At 67.7% G+C, this 21,816-nt stretch carries 21 protein-coding genes; 18 read left to right on the top strand and 3 right to left on the bottom strand.

Annotation, left to right across the window (positions count from 1 at the left end; genetic code table 11):
• Positions 1-192: 192 nt before the first annotated feature.
• The 3 genes from dgoD to R6258_RS10525 all read left to right on the top strand — a co-directional run bounded on the left by dgoD (position 193) and on the right by R6258_RS10525 (position 3,164).
• Positions 193-1,341: a galactonate dehydratase gene (gene dgoD / locus R6258_RS10515; RefSeq protein WP_318449963.1), complete on the top strand. Its 1,149-nt coding sequence runs from the start codon at positions 193-195 to the stop codon at positions 1,339-1,341.
• Between the two features lie 183 nt (positions 1,342-1,524).
• Positions 1,525-2,211, top strand: coding sequence for a 2-dehydro-3-deoxy-6-phosphogalactonate aldolase (locus tag R6258_RS10520; RefSeq protein WP_318449964.1), 687 nt, complete (start codon positions 1,525-1,527; stop codon positions 2,209-2,211).
• Positions 2,208-3,164 carry a 2-dehydro-3-deoxygalactonokinase gene (locus tag R6258_RS10525; protein ID WP_318449966.1) on the top strand — a complete coding sequence of 319 codons (957 nt, stop codon included), beginning with the start codon at positions 2,208-2,210 and terminating at the stop codon, positions 3,162-3,164. The genes R6258_RS10520 and R6258_RS10525 overlap by 4 nt, the downstream gene beginning before the upstream one ends.
• A gap of 157 nt (positions 3,165-3,321) precedes the next feature.
• Here R6258_RS10525 and R6258_RS10530 read toward each other — a convergent pair whose 3' ends face one another.
• Complete coding sequence (locus R6258_RS10530; protein ID WP_318449968.1) at positions 3,322-3,834, bottom strand: gluconokinase; 513 nt, start codon at positions 3,832-3,834, stop codon at positions 3,322-3,324.
• Positions 3,835-4,185: 351 nt separating this feature from the next.
• On the opposite strand from R6258_RS10530, the gene R6258_RS10535 reads away from it, so the two are divergent.
• Together R6258_RS10535 and hrpB are read left to right on the top strand one after the other, a co-directional pair.
• Positions 4,186-5,058, top strand: coding sequence for an HAD-IIB family hydrolase (locus tag R6258_RS10535; RefSeq protein WP_318449970.1), 873 nt, complete (start codon positions 4,186-4,188; stop codon positions 5,056-5,058).
• A gap of 110 nt (positions 5,059-5,168) precedes the next feature.
• Complete coding sequence (gene hrpB / locus R6258_RS10540) at positions 5,169-7,625, top strand: ATP-dependent helicase HrpB (RefSeq protein WP_318449973.1); 2,457 nt, start codon at positions 5,169-5,171, stop codon at positions 7,623-7,625.
• A gap of 131 nt (positions 7,626-7,756) precedes the next feature.
• On the opposite strand, the gene R6258_RS10545 is transcribed toward hrpB, so the two are convergent.
• Together R6258_RS10545 and R6258_RS10550 are read right to left on the bottom strand one after the other, a co-directional pair.
• A complete protein-coding gene (locus R6258_RS10545) occupies positions 7,757-8,305 on the bottom strand; it encodes an RES family NAD+ phosphorylase (protein WP_318449976.1) in 549 nt (182 codons plus the stop codon).
• 134 nt (positions 8,306-8,439) lie between these two features.
• Positions 8,440-8,826: an antitoxin Xre-like helix-turn-helix domain-containing protein gene (locus tag R6258_RS10550; protein ID WP_318449978.1), complete on the bottom strand. Its 387-nt coding sequence runs from the start codon at positions 8,824-8,826 to the stop codon at positions 8,440-8,442.
• Positions 8,827-9,193: 367 nt separating this feature from the next.
• Between R6258_RS10550 and R6258_RS10555 the strand changes: the two genes are divergently transcribed.
• From R6258_RS10555 to R6258_RS10615, 13 genes are all read left to right on the top strand, one after another.
• Positions 9,194-10,114, top strand: a complete 921-nt coding sequence (locus tag R6258_RS10555) for a 3-keto-5-aminohexanoate cleavage protein (RefSeq protein WP_318449980.1) — start codon at positions 9,194-9,196, stop codon at positions 10,112-10,114.
• Positions 10,111-11,067 carry an L-carnitine dehydrogenase gene (locus R6258_RS10560; protein WP_318449982.1) on the top strand — a complete coding sequence of 319 codons (957 nt, stop codon included), beginning with the start codon at positions 10,111-10,113 and terminating at the stop codon, positions 11,065-11,067. Before R6258_RS10555 ends, R6258_RS10560 begins: the two co-directional genes overlap by 4 nt.
• Before the next feature lie 11 nt (positions 11,068-11,078).
• On the top strand, positions 11,079-11,579 hold the full coding sequence (locus R6258_RS10565) for a thioesterase family protein (RefSeq protein ID WP_318449984.1): 501 nt from the start codon (positions 11,079-11,081) through the stop codon (positions 11,577-11,579).
• 22 nt (positions 11,580-11,601) lie between these two features.
• Positions 11,602-12,483 (top strand): alpha/beta hydrolase fold domain-containing protein, encoded by an 882-nt coding sequence (locus R6258_RS10570; RefSeq protein WP_318449987.1) that lies wholly within the window; start codon positions 11,602-11,604, stop codon positions 12,481-12,483.
• Between the two features lie 170 nt (positions 12,484-12,653).
• Positions 12,654-13,502 carry a cyanophycinase gene (locus R6258_RS10575; protein ID WP_318449989.1) on the top strand — a complete coding sequence of 283 codons (849 nt, stop codon included), beginning with the start codon at positions 12,654-12,656 and terminating at the stop codon, positions 13,500-13,502.
• On the top strand, positions 13,499-16,147 hold the full coding sequence (gene cphA, locus R6258_RS10580) for a cyanophycin synthetase (protein ID WP_318449990.1): 2,649 nt from the start codon (positions 13,499-13,501) through the stop codon (positions 16,145-16,147). The genes R6258_RS10575 and cphA overlap by 4 nt, the downstream gene beginning before the upstream one ends.
• A 111-nt stretch (positions 16,148-16,258) precedes the next feature.
• The gene (gene nrdR, locus R6258_RS10585) at positions 16,259-16,741 is read left to right on the top strand and encodes a transcriptional regulator NrdR (protein WP_136067396.1); all 483 of its coding nucleotides are present in this window, start codon (positions 16,259-16,261) and stop codon (positions 16,739-16,741) included.
• A 77-nt stretch (positions 16,742-16,818) separates the two neighbouring features.
• On the top strand, positions 16,819-17,955 hold the full coding sequence (gene ribD / locus R6258_RS10590; protein ID WP_318449994.1) for a bifunctional diaminohydroxyphosphoribosylaminopyrimidine deaminase/5-amino-6-(5-phosphoribosylamino)uracil reductase RibD: 1,137 nt from the start codon (positions 16,819-16,821) through the stop codon (positions 17,953-17,955).
• Positions 17,956-18,088: 133 nt separating this feature from the next.
• The gene (ribBA, locus tag R6258_RS10595; protein ID WP_318449996.1) at positions 18,089-19,291 is read left to right on the top strand and encodes a bifunctional 3,4-dihydroxy-2-butanone-4-phosphate synthase/GTP cyclohydrolase II; all 1,203 of its coding nucleotides are present in this window, start codon (positions 18,089-18,091) and stop codon (positions 19,289-19,291) included.
• A gap of 26 nt (positions 19,292-19,317) precedes the next feature.
• A complete protein-coding gene (ribE, locus tag R6258_RS10600) occupies positions 19,318-19,800 on the top strand; it encodes a 6,7-dimethyl-8-ribityllumazine synthase (RefSeq protein ID WP_318449999.1) in 483 nt (160 codons plus the stop codon).
• Positions 19,797-20,297, top strand: a complete 501-nt coding sequence (gene nusB / locus R6258_RS10605) for a transcription antitermination factor NusB (protein ID WP_318450000.1) — start codon at positions 19,797-19,799, stop codon at positions 20,295-20,297. Before ribE ends, nusB begins: the two co-directional genes overlap by 4 nt.
• A 13-nt stretch (positions 20,298-20,310) precedes the next feature.
• Positions 20,311-21,288, top strand: coding sequence for a thiamine-phosphate kinase (gene thiL, locus R6258_RS10610; RefSeq protein WP_318450002.1), 978 nt, complete (start codon positions 20,311-20,313; stop codon positions 21,286-21,288).
• Positions 21,285-21,758 (top strand): phosphatidylglycerophosphatase A, encoded by a 474-nt coding sequence (locus R6258_RS10615; RefSeq protein WP_318450005.1) that lies wholly within the window; start codon positions 21,285-21,287, stop codon positions 21,756-21,758. The genes thiL and R6258_RS10615 overlap by 4 nt, the downstream gene beginning before the upstream one ends.
• Positions 21,759-21,816 lie beyond the last annotated feature (58 nt).

Genomic DNA, 21,816 nt, shown 5'->3' on the forward strand with positions numbered 1-21,816 from the left:
TGCTGCCGTTCATCGCCATCCAGCTGTGCGTGCTGACGCTGCTGCTGGTGTGGCCCAACCTGGCCATGTGGCTGGTGGGTTAGACCCGGGACCCGGGTCTGAAGGGCCCGGTGGGAGGGAACTCGTTCCCGATAGGTTGTGAATGAGTTCGCTCCCACGGCTGCGATCAAAAATTTCTAGATAGGTGAAATCTTGAAAATTACCAAGCTGAAAACCTGGCAGGTGCCGCCGCGCTGGCTGTTTCTCAAGATCGAGACCGACGAGGGTTGCTACGGCTGGGGCGAGCCGGTGGTGGAGGGCCGCGCGGCGACCGTCGAGGCGGCGGTGCACGAGCTTTCCGACTACCTGATCGGCCAGGATCCGCATCGTATCGAGCATCTCTGGAATACCCTGTATCGCGCCGGCTTCTACCGGGGCGGGCCGATCCTGATGAGTGCCATTGCCGGTATCGATCAGGCGCTGTGGGATCTCAAGGGGCGCGACCTGGGCGTGCCGGTCTATCAGTTGCTGGGTGGCAAGGTGCGCGACAGGATGCGCATGTACGCCTGGACCGGCGGCGATCGTCCGAGCGACGTGGGCGCCGGCGCCAAGGCGCTCGTCGATCAGGGCTTCACGGCGTTCAAGATGAACGGCACCCCGGAGCTGCAGATCGTCGACTCGCACGCCAAGGTCGACGACGCGGTGGCGCGGGTCGCCGAGGCCCGCGAGGCGGTGGGACCGGATGTCGGCATCGCCATCGACTTTCACGGCCGCGTGCACCGGCCGATGGCCAAGGCGCTGCTGCGCGAGCTCGAACCGTACCACCCGATGTTCGTCGAGGAGCCGGTGGCGCCCGAGCACCTGCCGAGCCTCAAGCACATCGCCACCGGGTTGGGCTACCCGATCGCCACCGGCGAACGGCTGCACACGCGCTTCCAGTTCCGCGACCTGCTCACCGAAGGCATGGTCGACATCATCCAGCCTGATCTCTCGCACTGCGGCGGGATCAGCGAAGGCCTGAAGATCGCCTCGCTGGCTTCCTGCTACGACGTGGCGCTGGCGCCGCACTGCCCGCTGGGTCCGTTGACGCTGGCGGCTTCGCTGCATGTCGACGCGGTCAGCCACAACGCCTTCATTCAGGAACAGAGCATGGGCATCCACTACAATCGGGACAACGACGTGCTCGATTACCTGGTGGACAAGTCGGCGCTGTCGATCAAGGACGGCTTCTGCGAGATTCCGCAGGGGCCGGGCCTGGGCGTCGAGATCGACGAGGCGTTCGTCGAGGAGCGTGCCAAGGTCGGCCATCGCTGGCGTAGCCCGGTGTGGACGCACGAGGATGGCTCGATCGCCGAGTGGTGACCGCTGGGCGGGAGCCATCTGCGCTCGGTCATACTGTGTTGAAAACGATCCATGCTTACCCATTTACGAGCGTAAACTCCGTCGCTTGAATCGTTTTCGCCTTAGCTACGCGCCCCGGTCTGACCATCGCTCGAAAGGCTCTCGCTCCACCGGAGTAAGGCCTTGGAAACCCTGGAGAATGCTATGAACGAGACACGCCGGGCCGCACTGGATGCGGCTCTCGAAAAGCTGCCGCTGGTGGCGATCCTGCGCGGCGTCAGGCCGGACGAAATCGACGCTATCTTCGATGCGCTGGTGGCGGCGGGCTTCAAGATGATCGAGATTCCGCTCAATTCGCCGCGACCATGGGAGAGCCTAGAGCGGATCGCCAAGCGCTGCCCGGACGATGTGGTGATCGGCGCCGGTACCGTGCTCGACCCCAATGTCTGCCAGCGCCTGGCGGATCTCGACGCGCCGCTGGTGATCACTCCCAACAGCGACCCGCTGGTGGTCAGCGAAGCCGCGAGACTCGAGCTGGCGCCGATGATCGGCTGCCTGAGCCCGACCGAGGCGTTGGCCGCTGCCCAGGCCGGGGCGACGGCGCTGAAGCTGTTCCCCGCCGGCAGTCTGGGAACCGCCTACTTCAAGGACATCAAGGCGGTGATGCCGCTCGACATGCCGATATTCGCGGTGGGCGGCATCGATGTCCACAACATGGGCGACTGGATCGCCGCCGGGATCGACGGCTTCGGCTTCGGCGGTAGCGTCTACAAGCCCGGCTGGTCGGCCGATGAAGTCGGCGAGAGGGCGCGCGGGCTGATCAGTGAATGGCGGCGCATCAGGGAAGGCCTGAGCCAGGCCTCGGAACTCGAGCGCGAGGCCGACGCATGAGTGACGCTACGCACGCCGGTTCCGATCGCCTGATCGCCATCGACTGGGGGACCAGCAACTTCCGCGCCTTCCTGGTCGATCGCAGTAGTGGCGAATGCCTCGATAGCCGCCGCTCCGAAGCCGGCCTGCGCTCGCTCTCCAGTGCCGAATTCCCGCACTATTGCGCCGCCCAGGTGGGCGACTGGCGCGAAGAGGGCGGCGCGGCGTCGGGCGCTAAAAGCGTGCCGATCTACCTGGCCGGCATGGTCGGCTCCAAGCGCGGCTGGAGCGAGGCGCCGCAACTGGACCTGCCGGTGAGTGCCGCCGATCTGGCGGCGCATGTCGTGCCCGCGCCGGGGCTCGACAATGCCTGGATCGTGCCGGGGGTGAAGATCGTCGACGCCACGCATGTCGATGTGATGCGCGGCGAGGAGATCCAGGCCTTCGGTGCGCTGTCGCTGTGCAATACCCGGGAGGCGCTGTGTTGCCTGCCGGGCACGCACAGCAAGTGGGCGCGGCTCGTCGATGCGCAACTGGTCGATTTCACCACCGCCATGACCGGCGAGCTCTACCATGCGGTGCGCTTTCACACCCTGCCCGGCGAACCGGCTCGCGAATCGGCGGAGTTCGAGGCCGCGGCGTTCGACCAGGGGCTCGAGGCGGCCGGTCATCCGGCGGGAATACTGCACGCGCTGTTCGAGGCGCGCAGTCGTCATCTCTATTCAGGGTTGGCGAGCGAGCAGGTGGGAAGCTATCTCTCGGGGGTGACCATCGGCAGTGAAGTGCTGAGCCAACGGCGAATTCACCCGCAAGCTGGCGAGGTGATTCTGGTCGGGTCGAGCACGCTCAACGCGCTTTATCGTCGGGCGATGACCGCGGTGGGTTTCGAGGTTCGCGAGATCGATAGCGACCAGGCGACACTGGCCGGTTTGTGCACTCTAGCCGAGCAGCACCAGCGAAAAGCCTCGCATTGAGCGCACCTAATCGCTGTCCGAAATCGAGCGTCTGCGCTTTCAAAGCCAAACGAGCGATGCTGAAAAAGGCGGGCCCTGTGGCCCGCCTTTTTCATGTCAATGGCTCGTAAAATTGCCGGTTCAATAAGCGAGGCATGTCGAGGCAAGAAGCAGACGCTCAGGCGAGCTTCAGATAGCTTTCGAACTGTTCGACGATGGCCTTGGGCGATTCGCGGATATCGACGCGAAAGGCTTCATCGGCAGTCGGCGGCTCCAGCGTGCTCAGTTGGCTGTCGAGCATGTGCTCGCCGGCAAAGAAATGCGAGCCGCGGTTGTTGAGACGCTGCAGCAGGACTTCACGACTGCCGTGAAGGTAGAGAATCTTCAGGTTGGGTGCCCCTTGGCGCAGCACGTCGCGATAATGGCGCTTGAGTGCCGAGCAACCGATGACCACGTGGCGGTTCTCACTTCTATAGCGCCTGAAGATGTCGGCTAACGTGGCCAGCCAGCCTTCTCGATCCTCGTCGTTCAAGGGTTCGCCCCGCGACATCTTGGCGATGCTGGTCGGACTGTGATGATCGTCGGCATCGACGAATTCAGCACCAATTGACGCGGCTACGTCGCGTCCGATGTGCGACTTTCCTGATCCCGAAACCCCCATGACCAGGATGCAATGAGATGTGGTTTCCATGTCGGGGAAGCACTCATTTATTGATGTCAATTTAGCTTCGATACTAGCATTTTTCAGCCGCCAATGGGCGGATTGTCGGGCTGGCATCCGCCATTTTTCGATTAACCGCGACGGGGCTAGCCGATGTCGGGCCACTTTGGCGCGCCACGGCGTATCGCCGGCCCGACATGGTTTTGGGGACCTGAACGAAGCGGGACTATCGACTATCGTGAGGGAGCGGTCGAACCGGCGGTGCATGCGGAGCCCCGCCGGGCTGTCGGTCGCTCCGGTTGGCACGTTCCATGCATGTTCATCGCCATGATGCGGCTCCCGCTGGCTTCGAGGGGCGCCAAGCATTTCCTGGAGGTCGTGATGACGCAACCCATGTCGCAACGCCCGCGCCTGATCTTCACCGATCTGGATGGCTCGTTGCTCGATCACTACAGCTATGACTGGTCGCCTGCCGTGCCGTGGCTGAAGCGTTTGAAGCAGGCGGGCGTCCCGGTGATTCCGGTAACCAGCAAGACCCGCGCCGAGCTGATGTCGCTGCGGCTCGACCTGGGACTCGCCGACTCGCCGTTTATCGCCGAGAACGGCGCGGTGATCGGCTTGCCGGCGAGCTGGCAGCACGCCCGGCTGGACCGTGACCCACGCAATCTCGACGGCCTGTGCGTCAAGACCCCGAGCGTCGACAACGACTTCCTGTGGCGGCGCCTCGAGGTACTGCGCGAGCGGCTCAAGCTGTATTACCGCTGCATGCGCGAGATGACCGTCGAAGAGGTCATGCGCGCGACCGGGCTCGACGAGCCGCAGGCGCGCCAGTCGCGCATCCGCGAGGGCAGCGAACCGCTGCTCTGGGACGATAGCGACGAGGCGCTGGAAGTCTTCCGCAGGGCGCTGCACAACGACGGACTGACGCTGACCCGCGGCGGACACTTCTGGCACGTCATGGGCGATGTCGACAAGGGGCGCTCGTTGCGTTGGCTGATGGCCCGCTTCGAGGCGCTGCGCGGCGAGATGCCCGCGACCCTGGGCCTGGGCGACGGCCCCGACGACACCTCGATGCTCGAGACGGTGGACCAGGCGGTGCTGATTCGCGGCGAGCACCGTCAGCCGGTCTCGATCGTCAATCCGCACCTCTACTGCACCCGTAGCCCAGGCCCGGCGGGCTGGGCGGAAGGGCTCGATTACTGGCTCGGCGAGAGATTCTTCGCGCCTTCCTCGCAGGAGGGCGAGCCTGCATGAGCGGCGTTCCGGCGTTCCGGCGTTCCGGCGTTCCGGCGGTCGGCATTTCGCGTCGCCGGTTGCGATGGTAAAAGTACCGGTCCGTTCGCCATTGTAAGATGGACAAGACGATGACCGCTTCCGATGCCCGGTCCGCAGAAGCCCTGCCGATAGAGGCGCGATTGCCCGAGGTGCGGCGCGCCCTGGACACGCATTCCCGCGCGCTGCTGGTGGCTGAACCCGGCGCCGGCAAGACGACCCGCGTGCCGCTGGCCTTGCTGGACTCACCCTGGTGCGGCGAAGGGCGACTGTTGCTGCTCGAGCCGCGTCGCGTCGCGGCCCGATTGGCGGCCCGCTACATGGCCGAGCGGCTCGGAGAGCCGGTCGGCGAGACGGTGGGCTATCGCATGCGCGGCGAGACCCGGGTAAGTGCCCGCACGCGCCTGGAAGTGGTGACCCAGGGCGTATTGACGCGCCTGATCCAGGACGATCCGATGCTCGAAGGCATCGCGGGTATCGTCTTCGACGAATTCCATGAGCGTAGCCTGGAGGCCGATCTGGGCCTGGCCCTGGCGCTCGACGCCCAGGCCGGTCTGCGCGAGGACCTGCGGCTCTTGGTGATGTCGGCGACGCTCGACGTCGAGGCGCTCGAGGCCGTGCTTGGAGAGGTCCCGCTCATCGACTGCCCGGGGTTGAGCTTCCCGGTGACCACGCATTACCGTCCCCTCAACAGCCGCGACGTCGCGGCGTCCCAGCAGGCCGCCGTGGTCCGCGAGGCGCTGGCCCGCGAGGCCGGCGACGTGCTGGTGATCCTGCCCGGTGTCGGCGAAATCCGCCGGCTGGCCCGGGAACTGGCCGGGCTGTCCGGCGAAGTGGTGGTTCGCGAACTGCACGGCCGGCTGCCGCTCGAGACCCAGCAACAGGCATTGAGCCGCGATACCGACGGGCGCCGGCGGGTCGTACTGGCCACCGCCATCGCCGAATCCAGCGTCACCGTGGACGGCGTGCGCATTGTCATCGATAGCGGTTTCGCCCGCGAGCCGGTCTTCCAGCCTCGCCTGGGGCTGACGCGACTCGCCACGCGGCGGGTCAGCCGGGCCAGCGCCGACCAGCGACGCGGTCGCGCCGCCCGCCAGGGCCCCGGCATCTGCTATCGGCTGTGGGCCGAGGAGCAACCGCTGCCGGCCCACGCCGAGCCCGAGATCCGCCAGGCCGATCTGGCACCGCTGGCCTTCGAGTTGGCGCGCTGGGGGATTGCCGAGCCCGAGGCGTTGGACTGGGTGACGCCACCGCCGTCGGGGGCGCTGGACGCCGGGCGTACCTTGCTGCAACGCCTGGGACTGCTCGACGACGGCCATCGTCTCACCGCGCTGGGTAGGGCCTGTTCGCGCTACCCCGTGCATCCGCGTCTGGCGGTGATGCTCGAGCGGGCCGCCGAGTTCGATGCGCGGTCGCTGGCCTGCTGGCTGGCGGCCCTGCTCGAGGGGCGGGGCGGCGGCGAGGAGCGGGACCTGGCGGCGACCCTGGCCGCGCGGCCCGAGCGGCAGGCCAAGGGCGCGGATCGGCAGTGGCAGCGCGATGCCCGGCGACTGGCCGAGACGCTCGGTTGCGACCTGGCGGTAGGGACGCTTGCGCCGCTCGGCGAACTGCTGGCCATGGCCTATCCCGAGCGGGTGGCGCTGCGCCAGGCACCGGGACGTTTCAAGCTGGCCGCGGGTAGCCTGGCCCTGATCGATGCCGCGCACCCGCTGGGTCACGCCGAGGCGCTGGTCGCGGTGGAACTCGACGGCCAGGCGCAGGGGGCCCGGATCTTCCGCGCCGCCGCGATCGATCCCTCGCGCCTCGGGGCGCTGTTTCCCGAGACCCGGGAGTTCCGTGCCCGTCTGACATGGAGCGATTCCGAAGGACGGCTGATCGGCGAAGAGGTCAGGGCGCTGGGCGAGCTGGTGCTGGAGAGTCGCCCGCTGCGCGAGATGCCCGAGGAGGCGGTGCGTGCGGCACTGCTGGCGGCGCTGCGCCGACGCGGTCGGCTCGCGCTCGACCCGCAAGCCGAGCAATTGTGTGCGCGCGTGGCGTTGCTGCGCCGCGAATGCGGCGACGAGTGGCCCGACTGGTCGGAGCAGCGGCTGCTCGAGACGCTGGAGAGTTGGCTGGCACCCTATCTCGACGGAGTTCGGCGTCTCGATCGCCTCGATGCCTTGCCATTCGAGCGGATCCTGCTCGACCGGCTCGACTGGCAGAGCCGCCAGGCGCTCGACGAGCTGGCGCCGACGCATCTCACCGTGCCCAGCGGCTCGCGTATCCGCCTCGACTATCGCGGCGACGAGCCGGTGCTTGCCGTGAAGCTGCAGGAGCTGTTCGGGCTCGGCGAAACGCCGCGGCTCGCGGGCGGTCGCGTACCGGTGATGCTGCACCTGCTGTCGCCGGCGGGACGCCCGCTGCAGGTGACCCGCGACCTTGCCAGCTTCTGGGACCAGGGCTATTTCGAGGTCCGCAAGGACATGCGCGGGCGCTACCCCAAGCATCCCTGGCCCGAGGACCCCCGAGCGGCGGTGCCCACCGCGAAGACCAAGCGTCGCAAGCCATGAGCCTCGACCGGCCAGCAATACCCATGTCCCGGTGCGGTCATCTTCGGAATAATCCCCTCCCACAAAGGCCCTCAGGGCCCGCACTTCGGTGAGAGCGAGTTCGGCCCTCGACACCGGCTTCCGTCTTCGGCTTAGGAAACGAGCGTGCTTTCGTAAACGTGGCTGATGGACGTTCCATTCCAGACATATTCGAGATGGCGACCCTGCCAGGCGGGGCTCAAGGCGGGGGGGCGGAACACCGCTGCACACTCCCCGCCTGGGTGGCGCACGCTGGGATAAACCACGCCGTAGCGATGCCCTTCGCGGAGCTTTCCACCCAGCGCCTGACCGGCGCTCCAGTCGTCGGGGTCGAGCAACGGCGAAGTGGGCGGTTCCGCCCGCAGGTCCACCATCTCGGCTGCCAGGTTGGACAGGTACACACGCTTTTGCACTCGCGTCGGTGGCTGGGAGGCGTCACGCAGAAACCGCTCGGTGTGATGGCGCGTCTCGGCGATGGCCGTGGCTTCGACGAGTGCGCAGTAATAGACACCGAATGAGCCATCGGTAAACCGCGAGCCGTTGGGGTTGATATGACAGAACGCGGCCATGATGGGTGACCAGCCCGGTCCTACCCGGCGATCCTCGGGCGAGACTAGATGGATCGTGCCCAGCTCATCCCTGACGCGCGGATTGGTTGCCATCTCCACCTCCATGAGCAGCTCCCAATCCCCCGGGTTTTGGTTGACGGCCTCGAACAGATCGATGGGCGGAAAGCGCGAGGAGACGATGCGATAACAAGGCGACCACACTACCTGCGATCGTGGATAGTCATGCATCACCAGCCTCGACTTGCATCGAGGTACTGGCGCACCACAAAGAGATCGCCCATTTTTCCGGCTTTCAGCCGGTCGATGGGCGCTTGACCATTGAATACGGGGTTGGCGTTCCGGGTATGCAGCCAATGGTCGATGGCCGTCTGGTCGGGCAGCAACAACTTCAGCGCCTTGTAGATGCCGAGAACGTAGGAGGCTCGCTCGAACTGATTGGCGTCCAGGCGGGCGGTTTCTGGCCGGGCTTTCCAGCGCCGGTAGGTGGAGTCGGCGGCCCCCAGCAGGTGAGCCATGTCAGGTCCGGACAGTCGCCACTCTTTGGCAATGTTCGGCAGGGTGCGCATGACGGCCGCTCCCCGGGCCTCATGCTGCGCTGGCACTGCAACGGTCATACGACGCTCCTCGTGTAAGTGTGCTCAATTGAGCATTGTAGTACAAATTTCGCTCATTCGAGCGAAAACGTCACTTCGTTACTTCTTGTATGGAACTCGAGGGGCATGTGCCGAGAGTCTTGAGCGACGTCCGATAGCTGGTACGGCAGAAGCCGTGCCGACGGTTCGCCTCAGGCGCGTGACGCGCATCCGTTGTCGCTTTTCGTCAATTGATGACGGCGTTCAACGACGACACTGGGCGTAACTTTTAAGGCACTTCAAGTAAGGCATTTCAAGCCAGCCGCTTCCAGCCAGCTCAAAGGCTGCGTCGACAAGGTCACGCCGAACAAGCCACCTCTAAGCAAGCCATCTCTAAGAGAGTACAGCCATGCAATCCAAGGTCATTCTCACCTGTGCGGTCACCGGGGCCGGCGACACCACCGCCAAGAACCCCAACGTGCCGATCACCCCCAAGCAGATCGCCGACAACTGCATCGAGGCCGCCAAGGCCGGCGCCAGCGTGGCGCACATCCACGTTCGCGACCCCGAGACGGGCGGCATCAGCCACTCGCAGGATCACTTCCGGGAAGTGATGGAGCGGGTGCGCGACGCCGACACCGACATCGTCATGAACATCACCGCCGGCGGCGGCGGCGACTGGGTGCCGGACGCCCAGGATCCTTACCGCGGCGGGCCGGGTAGCGACATCCAGACCCCCGCCGAGCGTCACGCCCCGGTAGGCGAGCTGTTGCCGGAGCTGTGCACCCTGGACTGCGGCAGCCTCAACTTCGGCGACTCGGTCTACATCAATACCGCCGACTGGCTGCGCGAACACGCCCGGCTGGTGCAGGCCGCGGGCGTCAAGCCGGAGCTCGAATGCTTCGATCTGGGCCATGTGTGGTTCGCCCGCCAGCTCCAGCAGGAGGGACTGATCGACGGCGATCCGCTGTTCCAGCTGTGCCTGGGCATTCCCTGGGGCGCCGAGGCGGACACCGAGACCATGCTGGCGATGCGCAACAAGCTGCCGGCGAATGCCATCTGGGCGGCGTTCGGCATCGGCCGCGCGCAGATGCCGATGGTCGCCCAGGCGGCCCTGCTCGGCGGCCACGCGCGGGTCGGCCTGGAGGACAACCTGTATCTCAAGAAAGGTGTACTGGCGCGCAACGGCGAGCTGGTCGAGAAGGCTGCCGGGCTCATCGAGAACCTCGGATCGCGGGTCATGACCCCCGCCGAGACCCGCGCGCACCTGGCGCTGCGCGACCCGCATACCGGACAGACGGTCGAAAAAACCGCAGGAGGTGAGGCATGAGCCGGCAACTAGCGGTAATCGGTACCGGGGTGATCGGTAACGGTTGGATCGCCCGCGCGCTGGGCCGCGGCTGGGACGTGGTCGCCTTCGACCCGGCGCCCGGCGCCGAGGCCCGCACCCGCACCGCGGTGGAGCAGGCCTGGCCGTCGCTCGAGCGCCTGGGCCTGGCCGAGGGCGCCGACCCGGCGCGGCTGACCTTCGTCGACAGCCTCGAGGAGGCGGTGAAGGGCGCCGAGCTGATCCAGGAGAACGTCCCCGAGCGGCTCGAGCTCAAGCGCGAGATCCTCGCCAAGCTCGACGCCGCCGCCGATCCGCAGACGGTGATCGGCTCGTCGACCTCGGGCTTCAAGCCCAGCGATCTTCAACAGGATTGCGCGAAGGCGCCGGGCCGGGTGATCGTCGCCCATCCGTTCAACCCGGTCTACCTGCTGCCGCTGGTCGAACTGGTGGGCGGCGAGGCCACCATCAACGGCCAGACCGAGCGTGCCCAGGCACTGTATCAGGACCTGGCGATGCGCCCGCTGGTGGTGCGCCGCGAGATCGAGGGGCATATCGCCGATCGGCTGATGGAAGCGCTGTGGCGCGAGGCGCTGCACCTGGTCAACGACGGCGTGGCCACCACCGAGGAGATCGATGCCGCGGTGGTCTACGGCTGCGGGCTGCGCTGGTCGTTGATGGGCACCTTCCTGACCTTCCACCTGGCGGGCGGCGATGGCGGCATGCGCCACATGCTCGAGCAGTTCGGCCCGGCGCTGAAGCTGCCGTGGACCAAGCTCGAGGCCCCGGAGCTCACCGATGAGTTGATCGACAAGGTGGCGGAGGGTTGCGAACAGCAGGCCGCCGGTCGCTCGGTCGCCGAGCTGGAAGCGCGCCGCGACGAGTTCCTGGTGCGCCTGCTGGCGCTGGTCGAGGAGTACTGGCCCGAGGCCGAAGGGCTCCAGGGCCGGATTTGACGGAGACGCTCATGAGCGAAGCGAATTCAGGCCGCGCCGCGCAGCGCATCCTGGCCACCACGGTGGCGGCCGAGTGGGTCGACTACAACGGCCACATGAACGATGCCGCCTATGCGCTGGTGTTCTCCCAGGCGGTGGATGCGCTGATGGCGGTGATCGGCCTCGACGGCGCGGGGCGCGAGCGCCATGCCTATACTCTCTATACGCTGGAGACCCATCTGTGCTATCGCCGCGAGGCGCATCGTGATCAGCCATTGACGGTCGAGGTGGTGTTGATCGACCGTGACGCCAAGCGCCTGCATGCATTCTTCAGCATGCTCGACGAAGCGGGCGAGTGCCTGGCGACCAGCGAACAGATGCTGATGGGGATCGCCACCGACAGCGTCCGCCCGGGGCCGTTCCCCGAACCGGTGGCGGCGCGTATCGCCGCCTTGCCGCACAGTGGGGACGGCGCCTGGCCGGCACTGGCCGGGCGGCGCATCGCCATCCCCCGGCGGGAGGCGTCAACTTGAGATAGACGAGGCAGGAGGCACCATGCCAGCAAGCGGCGCGGACAACACCAGCGATATCGGCGTGGATGATTTCATCCGGCGTTTCGAGCGCGGCATGCAGGCGGTGAACGACGCCGAGGACATGCTCACCGCGCGGCGGCGCTACGAGGCGCTGTGCGAAAGCTTCGCCCCGCCGGATCCCGACTCGCTGAGCGTCGAGGATACCGACCTCGACGGCGTCAGGGTGCGCCGTCTGCGCCCGTCAGGAGTCAATGCCGGTGCCGCGGCCGATGCCCGCGGCACGGAATGCGTTCTCTATATCCATGGCGGCGGCTGGAGCCTGGGCTCGGTGAAGAGCCACCATGGGATTGCCTCGGACCTCGCGGTGCGCCTCGAGCGCGAAGTGATCAGCGTCGATTACCGCCTGTCCCCCGAGGCCGACTACAGCCAGGCCATCGACGACTGCCACGCGGTCGTCGAGCTGGCCCGGCCGGTCGCGCTGGTCGGCGACAGCGCCGGGGCCAGGCTGGGGCTGGACCTGGCGCGCCGGCTCGGCTGGCAGCCGCCGCTGGGGCTCGTCTACCCACCGGTGGGTACGCCCAGCCTGGAAACCCTGGGCCCCGACGCGCCGCTGCTCACCCGCGAGGAGGTGCTCGCCAGCTGGCGACAGGTCGCCCGCAGCGTCTCGAAACTCTGCGAAGCGCGTTCGCCGGCGCCGCAGATCGTCGCCCTGGCGGTCGAGCGCGATCCGCTGACGCGGCCCTTCGAGGCGGCGATCGCCGACTGGCGCGCCACCGGCGCCGAGATCGACTACTTCTGCGCGGCGGGCATGGTCCACGGCGCCCTGCATGCGCACGCCCTGTTGCCGGCGATGCGCGATGCCTGGCGGGACTACTGCCAGGCCCTGAAGGCCCGCCTGGACTGAACGGGCATGGCGAACGCCCTGATCCTTCGATACTTTACGCCTGCCTGATCCGCGCAGACGGCTAGACTGGCAGTAACAGGAGGTTTCCACCTGGCCGACTGACGGCCGGAACGGAAATCACGCGTCGGTTCCGTGCGTTCTCAAAAGCGTCGCTCGGCGGCGAAAGGCTAATGGCAGCATGCTCCCTGGCGGCTCGCGGTCCGCTCATCGCCATCGGCGGTGCCGAGGATCGCACGTCCGATCTGGCGATCCTCAACCAGGTGTTTTCCCACGCCCCGGCGGGCAACGCCGAAGTCGCGGTGATAGCCACCGCGAGTTCGATCCCCGAGCAGATACTGCCCATCTATAAAGCGGCCTTCGAGCGGCTGGGCGCGAGCCAGGTCCACACGCTGTCGATCGAGGATCGCCAGCAGGCGGCCGAGCGCGACGTCGTGCGGCTGATCGAGCGCAGCGGGGTGATCTTCTTCACCGGCGGCGATCAGTTGCGGCTGACCCATGTCATGGGCGGCTCGCCGGCGCTCAAGGCGATCCATGCCTGCTCGCGGGCCGGCGCGGTGGTGGCCGGCACCAGCGCGGGCGCGGCGGCGCTGCCGAGCACGATGATCTACAACAGTGTCGCCGAGGATGCCCTGCGCAAGGGCGCGGTCAACATGTCCTCGGGGCTCGGGCTGGTCGAGGGCCTGATCATCGACAGCCATTTTCTCAAGCGCGGCCGCTTCACGCGGCTGATGGAGGTCGGGGCGGCCAACCCGCAACACCTGGGGGTCGGACTCAGCGAGGACGCCGCGGTGATCATTCACCGGCATGGCGTGCTCGAGGCGATCGGCCCGGGCCACGTTATCATCATCGACAGCCGCGACCTGGCCAGCTCGAATATCGCCGAGCTGGCGATGGGCGCGCCGGTGGCGATCGAGAACATGATCCTGCACGCCCTGATCAGCGGCCACGGCTTCGACGTCGAGGCGCGCCGCTATCTCGACGCCGGCGCGCTTCGGGCCTGCCTCGCGGAGCACCGATGAAGATCCTCGAACATCGCGCCCTGCGCGGACCCAACTATTACAGCCGCTACGTGGCCATCTTCATGCGCCTGGACATCGGCGAACTCGAGCAGCGGCCGAGCGACACCGTCCCCGGCATCGTCGCGCGAATCACCGAACATCTGCCCACCCTCGAGGAGCATCGCTGCTCGATCGGTCGCCCCGGCGGCTTCCTAGAGCGCCTGGCGCGCGGTACCTGGGCCGGGCACATCGTCGAGCACGTGGCGATCGAACTGCAGAACCTGATCGGCTTCTCGGTGGGCTACGGCAAGACCCTGGATACCAGCGAAACGGGCATCTACAACGTCGTCTACCGCTACCGGGACGAGGCCTGCGGACTGGCCGCCGGCGTCGAGGCGGTGGATATCGTCGAGCGGCTGTTCGATGGCCGGCCGATCGACATGCCTTTGATCATCGCGCGGCTCAAGGCGGTGCGCGACGCGCATATGCTGGGGCCTTCCACCGCCTCGATCGTCGCCGCGGCCGACCAGCGCGGCATTCCCTGGATGCGGCTGAGCGAGGACAGCAGCTTCGTGCAGCTCGGCCACGGCCATCGCCAGCAGCGCATCCAGGCGACCGTGACGGGGCGTACCAACCTGATCGGCTATGGCATCGCCGACGACAAGAACTGGACCAAGCAACTGCTCGGCGACGCCGGCATCCCGGTGCCGCGCGGCCGGGTGTGCGACTCGCTCGAGGCGGCACTCGAGGCCGCGCGAACGCTGGGCTATCCGCTCGTGGTCAAGCCACTGGTGGGCAATCACGGCCGCGGCGTGAGTACCGGAATACACGACGACCAGATCCTGCGCGAGGCCTTCGAAGCCGCCACCCGGCGCCACTCGTCGGTGATCGTCGAGCAGCACATCCGCGGCGACGACCACCGCCTGCTGGTGATCGACGGCAGGCTCGTCGCCGCGGCGCGGCGGCGACCGGCGCATGTCGTCGGCGACGGCGTGGCCACGCTGCAGGCGCTGGTGGAGGCCGAGAACCGCGACCCCAGGCGCGGCCTGGGCCACGAGAACCTGCTCACCCGGATTCAGCTCGATGAGCAGTCGCAGCGCCTGATCGAGCAGCAGAACCTGACCCTGCAGAGCGTGATCGCCGCCGGCGAGATCGTCTATCTCAAGCCCACCGCCAACCTGAGCACCGGCGGCACGGCCACCGACGTGACCGACGAGGTCCATCCCGAAGTCCGCTACATGGCGGAGCGCATCGCCCGGCTGGTGGGGCTCGACATCATCGGGATCGACCTGCTGGCCGAGACTTTGAGCCGGCCGTTGGAGGAGCAGGCCGCGGCGGTGGTCGAGGTCAACGCCGGGCCGGGATTTCGCATGCACCTGTCGCCGACACACGGCGAGGGGCGCGAGGTCGGCCGCCACGTGGTGGACATGCTGTTCGGCGAGGGCGACGACGGGCGCATCCCGATCGTCGCGATCACCGGTACCAACGGCAAGACCACCACGGTGCGGCTGCTCGCGCACCTGCTGCGCCAGGCCGGACGCAAGGTCGGCATGGCCTGTACCGGCAGCATCGAGATCGACAACCACGTGATCATGCGCGGCGACTACAGCGGCCCCCAGGCGGCCGCCATCGTGCTGCGCGAGCCGACCGCCGAATGCGCGGTGCTCGAAGTGGCGCGCGGTGGCATCATGCGCCGCGGGCTGGGCTTCGATGCCTGCGACGTGGGCGTGTTGCTGAATATCGCCAGCGATCATCTCGGCGAAAGCGACATCCACACCCTCGACGACCTGGCGCGCTGCAAGACGGTGGTCATCGACGCGGTGCGCGACGGCGGAACCGCCGTGCTCAACGCCGACGATTCGCGGGTCCTGGCGGCCCGGGAGTGGGCGCGGGGCGAGACGATCCTTTTCTCCCTGGACCCCGATTCGCCGTCGGTGCGCCGTCATGTCCGCGAGCACGGTGTGGCCTTCACCGTGGTCAACGGCTGCATCGTGATGCGCCAGGGGCAGGTCCAGGCCGAGATCGTTCCGGTCTTCGACGTACCCATCGCCTTCGAGGGCCATGCCCGCTTCAACGTCGCCAACGCGCTGGCGGCCAGCGCCGCCGCCCATGCCCTGGGGCTGGGCATCGCCGACATCCAGCGTGGCCTGCAGACCTTCCATCCCACCCACGGCCAGAATCCCGGACGCACCAACCTGCTGGTGGCCGATGGGGTTCAGGTGCTGGTCGACTACGGCCACAACGTCGCGGCGCTCATCGCCCTCGACGAGCTGGTGAACTGCCTGCCGGCGCGGCGGCGCATCGCCGTGGCCAGCGCACCGGGCAACCGCCGCGACGAGGACCTCATGGCACTGGGCGCGCAGCTTGCCCGGATGCACGACACGGTCTACATCTACGAGACCGACCCGCGCGGGCGGGCTGTGGGTGAAACCGCCGCGCTGTTGTGCCGTGGCGCCGAAGCGCTGGCCGCGGGGGAGCCGGGCGAGCGCGGCGGAGGGAGATGCCGCGTCGCGCTGATCATGGACGAGCACCAGGCCATCGACGCGGCCTTCGCCGAGGCCGGCCAGGACGATCTGCTGGTCCTGCTGGTCGATGACATCGAAAGCGTCATCGAGCGTCTCAAGGGGCGCCGGTTCACAACCGCCACGCCGGGCGAGGAGCCGTGAACGCGCTGTCGGGCGGACGACTGAGTGAGCCGGCGCCGGAGCGGGCGATTTCCGCGCGACGGCCCATTCCCGTTACACTAAAGGGATTGGCTCCACGGCGGATATCCAGCGATGCATTGTCCCTTTTGCGGTAAGAACGATACCAAGGTCACCGACTCGCGGTTGGTCGCCGAGGGCGATCAGGTACGACGGCGTCGCCAGTGCGCCGGCTGCGGCGAGCGCTTCACCACCTACGAGACCGCCGAACTGGTCATGCCGCGGGTGATCAAGGCCGACGGCTCGCGGGAATCGTTCGACGAACGCAAGCTGCGCGACGGCATGCTGCGCGCGCTGGAGAAGCGCCCGGTGAGCGCCGAATCGACCGAGGCCGCCGTCGAACGCATTCGCCAGCGCCTGCGCGCCCGCGGCGAGCGCGAGGTCGAGGCGGGCGAGATCGGCGAGGAGGTGATGCGCGCCTTGAAGCGCCTCGACCAGGTCGCCTATATCCGCTTCGCCTCGGTCTATCGACGCTTTCAGGATATCGACGAGTTTCGCGCCGAGATCGATCGCCTGGCTCAGGAGCCCAACTTCTCGCCCAACGAAGAAGAGCACTGAGCGATAGCGTATCTATCGGCATGGCGCGCTCTGCCGTGTTCATGCGCAATCTCTAGCCTCTAGCGTCAAGGGATGACATGGCCAAGACCACCCCCGAATCCTACATGGCCCGCGCGCTCAAGTTGGCGCATCGCGGGCTTTACACCACCGACCCCAACCCGCGCGTCGGCTGCGTGCTGGTCAAGGGCGGGCGCATCGTCGGCGAAGGCTGGCATGTGCGTGCCGGCGAGCCGCATGCCGAGATCCATGCGCTGCGCGCGGCCGGCGAGGCGGCGCGCGGAGCGACCGCCTACGTGACCCTGGAACCCTGCGCGCACCACGGCCGCACCGGACCCTGCGCCGAGGCGTTGATCGAGGCCGGTGTCGCCAAGGTGGTGGCGGCGATGAGCGACCCCAACCCCGAGGTCGGCGGGCGCGGCCTGGCATTGCTTCGCGAGGCCGGCATCGAGCTCGAGCTCGGTCTGCTGGAAAGCGAGGCGCGGGCCCTGAACCCGGGGTTCATCGCGCGGATGAGCCGCGGGCGGCCGTTCGTGCGGTTGAAGATGGCGATGAGTCTCGATGCGCGCACCGCGATGGCCAGCGGCGAATCGCAGTGGATCACCGGCCCCGCGGCGCGGCGCGAGGTGCAGCGTCTGCGCGCGCGCTCGAGCGCGGTGATGACCGGCGTCGAGTCGGCGATCTTCGACAACTCGCGGCTCACCGTGCGCGCCGATCAACTGGGCTTCGAGGGCGAGCAGGGCGAGGCGATCGCCGCCCGCCAGCCGCTGCGGGTGATCGTCGACACGCGGCTACGGCTGCCGTTGGCGGCGGCCTGCCTGAGCGAGCCGGGGCGTACGCTGATCGTCGCCTGCAGCCAGGACGCCGAGCGCCGCGCCGCGTTGGAAGCGGCCGGCGCCGAGGTGCTGATCATGCCCAGCGGAAGCGACGGCCGCGTCGATCTGGTGGCGCTGCTCGATCATCTGGCCACGCACGAGGCGTGCAACGAAGTCCTGCTCGAGACCGGGGCGACGCTCGCCGGGGCGATGCTCGACGCCGAGCTAATCGACGAGATGCAGCTGTTCGTCGCGCCCACGCTGTTGGGCGGCGAGGCGCGCCCGCTGTTCGCGATCCCCGGGCTCGAGCGCATGGCGCAGCAGCGGCCGTTGCTGATCGACGACATCCGCGCCGTCGGCCACGACTGGCGTATCATCGCCCGTCCGCAACGCGGCGTATGACGCCCCCTCGGGGGACTGGCGCGCGCGCCTGCAGACAGGTACCCTGACCGCCGACCTGACCCGGCGAAGTGACAAAGGCGCGCGAAACAGTCGCCATTTGCCGACAACGCCGTTCGAAAAGACCGGAGATTCCATGGCGCTCTCTTCTTCACAGTCCGCTTCTTCACAGCCCGCCGACGCTTCGACGTCCGCCCAGGGCCTGGCACGTATCGAAGCGCTGGTCGAGGACATTCGCCAGGGCAAGATGGTGATCCTCATGGACGACGAGGATCGCGAGAACGAAGGCGACATCATCATGGCCGCCGAGAAGGTCGAGGCAGAGCACATCAACTTCATGGCGCGCCACGCACGCGGCCTGATCTGCCTGCCGATGACCCGCGAGCGCTGCGAGCGGCTCAACCTGCCATTGATGGTGCGCGACAATGGCTCGGGCTTCGGCACCAAGTTCACGCTGTCGATCGAGGCCGCCGAGGGCGTTTCCACCGGCATCTCGGCCGCCGATCGGGCGCGCACCGTGCAGGCCGCGGTGGCGCGCGACGCCAAGCCCGCGGATATCGTCCAGCCCGGGCATATCTTCCCGCTGATGGCCGAGCCGGGCGGGGTGCTGCGCCGCGCCGGCCATACCGAGGCGGCCTGCGACCTGGCGGCGATGGCCGGCTTCGAGCCCAGCGGCGTGATCTGCGAGGTGATGAGCGACGACGGCAGCATGGCGCGGCGCCCCGAACTCGAGCGCTTCGCCGCCGAGCACGGCCTTAAGATCGGCACCATCGCCGACCTGATCCACTATCGCATTCATACCGAGCAGACCATCGAGCGCGTCGAGTCGCAGCCGGTGGAGACTGCGTTCGGTCCGATGACCCTGCAGGTGTTCCACGATCGCATCCAGGGCGCCCACCACCTGGCACTGGTCAAGGGCGAGCCGACGCCCGACGCGTCGACCACGGTGCGCGTGCATCTCGCCGACAGCCTGCGCGATCTGCTGACGCTGCAAAAGCCCGAGCGCAGCAACTGGACCGCGCACCACGCCCTGGCGAAGATCGCCGCGGCCGACGCCGGGGTCTTCGTGCTGCTCGACGACGGCCGCGCCTCGCTCGACTTCAAGTCGCAGCTGGACATCTTCCTCGAACGTCGCCGGGCGCCGCGCACCAGCGATTCCGATGGCGCCGGCAACTACCTGATGATCGGTACCGGCTCGCAGATCCTGCGTCAGCTGGGGGTCGGCAAGATGCGCCTGTTGAGTTCGCCGTGGAAGTTTTCCGCGCTGTCGGGTTTCGACCTGGAAGTGGTCGAACGGCTGGATGCCGATTCCGCCGATGCGGGCGAGCCGCTAGAATAAGCCCCCTTTTTTGTCAGGACATGGTTATGCAACCGATTTCTCAAGTCGAAGGTTCCTTCACCGATGTCGACGGTCGCTACGTGATCGTCGTGGGGCGCTTCAACCACCACGTGGTCGACAGCCTGGTCGAGGGCGCCGTCGATAGCCTGGTGCGCCACGGTGTCGACGAGGACAACATCGATCTCGTCCACGTTCCGGGCGCCTGGGAGCTGCCGCTGGCCGTCAAGCGCGCGCTGCGCGTGGTCAAGCCCGACGCGGTGATCGCGCTGGGCGCGGTGATCCGCGGCGGCACGCCGCATTTCGAATATGTCGCCGGCGGCTGCAACAGCGCCCTGGGGGCGCTGCAACTGGAATTCGAGACGCCGGTCGCCAATGGCGTGCTGACCGTCAACTCCATCGAGCAGGCCATCGAGCGCGCCGGCACCAAGGCCGGCAACAAGGGCGCCGAGGCGGCCATGGCGGCGATGGAGATGGTGTCGCTGATGAAGCGCTTCGGGGGCCAGGCATGAGCCGCCGGGAACAGCCGACGAGCAGCGCCCGTGAGGCGCGTCACGCCGCCCGCGAACTGGCCGTTCAGGGTCTTTATCAGTGGCAGATGACCGGCAAGGCGGTGACCAGCGTGGAAGCCGAGTTCCGCAGCCAGATCGCCGACGAGGATCTCGAGGACCACGAGAACTGGCGCAAGGTGATGGAGATCGCCGACCTGGCGCTGTTCCACGACCTGCTGCACAACGTGGCCCGTAACTGCGGCGAGCTGGACGCCGCCATCGCGCCGCTGCTCGACCGGCGCATCGAGGATCTCGATCCCATCGAGCTGGCGATCCTGCGCCTCGGTACCTACGAGCTGTCGCATCGCCTCGAAGTGCCGTATCGCGCGGTGATCAACGAAGGCGTCGAGCTGGCCAAGTCGTTCGGCGCCACCGATGGCCACAAATACGTCAACGGCATCCTCGACAAGCTCGCCGGACGCTTGCGGATGACCGAGGTCAACGCACGCCGTCGCTGACGTGCCCGTTCCCATGCTGAGCGAATTCGAGCTCATAACCCGCTACTTCGCAGGCCCGGCGCAGTCCGCCGCGGCTGGCGTGCCTGGCGTCGGTTCCGGGGTCGTCCTGGGCCCGGGCGACGACTGCGCGGTGCTGGCGCCGACCCCCGGCAGCCAGCTGGCGATCAGCGTCGACTCGTCGCTGGCCGACGTGCACTTTCCCGCCGATGCGCCGGCCGCGGCGATCGGTCACCGGGTGTTGGCGGTGGCGCTCAGCGACCTGGCGGCGATGGGCGCGCGGGCGCGCTGGTGCGTGATGGCGATCACCCTGCCAGAGGCCGACGACGCCTGGCTGGCCGGTTTCGCCGAGGGTTTCCATGCGCTGTGCCGGGCCTGCGAGATGATCCTCGTCGGCGGCGACGTGACTCGCGGGCCGTTGAGCGTCTCGGTGACCGTGCATGGCGAGTTCCCCGCGGGGCAGGCGTTGACCCGCGGCGGCGGTAAAGCCGGCGACGTGCTGGCGGTGACCGGTTCGCTGGGCGGCGGCCGCGGCGGGCTCGACGCCTGGTATGCCGGCGAGCGCGAGCTCGACGATCCGCTGCTGGCCGCTTACCTGCTGCCGCAGCCGCGTCTGGCGGCGGGCGAGGCGCTGCGCGGGCTGGCGCACAGCGCCATCGATATCTCCGACGGCTTGCTCGTCGATCTCGATCATCTGTGTACCGCCTCCGGCCTGGGCGCCGAACTCGAGGCCGCCGACCTGCCGCTGAGCGCCGGTCTGGTGGCACGCCTCGGCGAGGCGGCTGCCCGCGAGGCGGCGCTGTGCGGCGGCGACGATTACGAGCTGTTGATCAGCCTGCCGGCCGCGCAATTCGAAACCGCCCGGCAACGCCTCGCCGCTGTCGATGTACCGCTGACCGTCATCGGCCGTCTGCGCCAGGCGCCGGGCATCGCCGGGGTCGACGCCGGCCTGTTGCGCAACGGTTGGCGGCATTTCCCGGAGGGCGCGTCATGAACCGAGCGCCTGCCAGCGTCTGGCGTCGGCCGACGCACTTCTTCGCCTTTGGCCTGGGCAGCGGCGCCGTGCCGTTCGCCCCGGGGACCTTCGGTACCCTGGCGGCCATTCCCTTCTACTGGCTGTTGTCCGATCTCGAGCTGTCCTGGTACCTGGGCCTGACCCTGTTCGCCGGCCTGGTCGGCATCTGGCTGTGCGGAAAGACCTCGCGGGACCTGGGAGTCCACGATCATTCGGGGATCGTCTGGGACGAATTCGTCGGTTACTGGCTGACCATGGCCGCGGTACCGTTCTCATGGGAGGCGGCGCTGTGGGGGTTCGTGGTGTTCCGAATCTTCGACATCATCAAGCCCTGGCCGATTCGCTGGGTCGACCGGCGCATCACCGGCGGCTTCGGCATCATGCTCGACGACGTGCTCGCCGGGGTCTTTGCCTGGAGTACCATGCATCTGTGGTTCTGGCTGCATTAGCCTGGCCCCACGTCTCATCTATTTTTTCAGCGCTTCTAAGGTCTAGCGTCGGTTCGAA

Origin of the sequence: Halomonas sp. HP20-15, assembly GCF_033446685.1 — a bacterium.
Classification (GTDB): Bacteria; Pseudomonadota; Gammaproteobacteria; order Pseudomonadales; family Halomonadaceae; genus Modicisalibacter.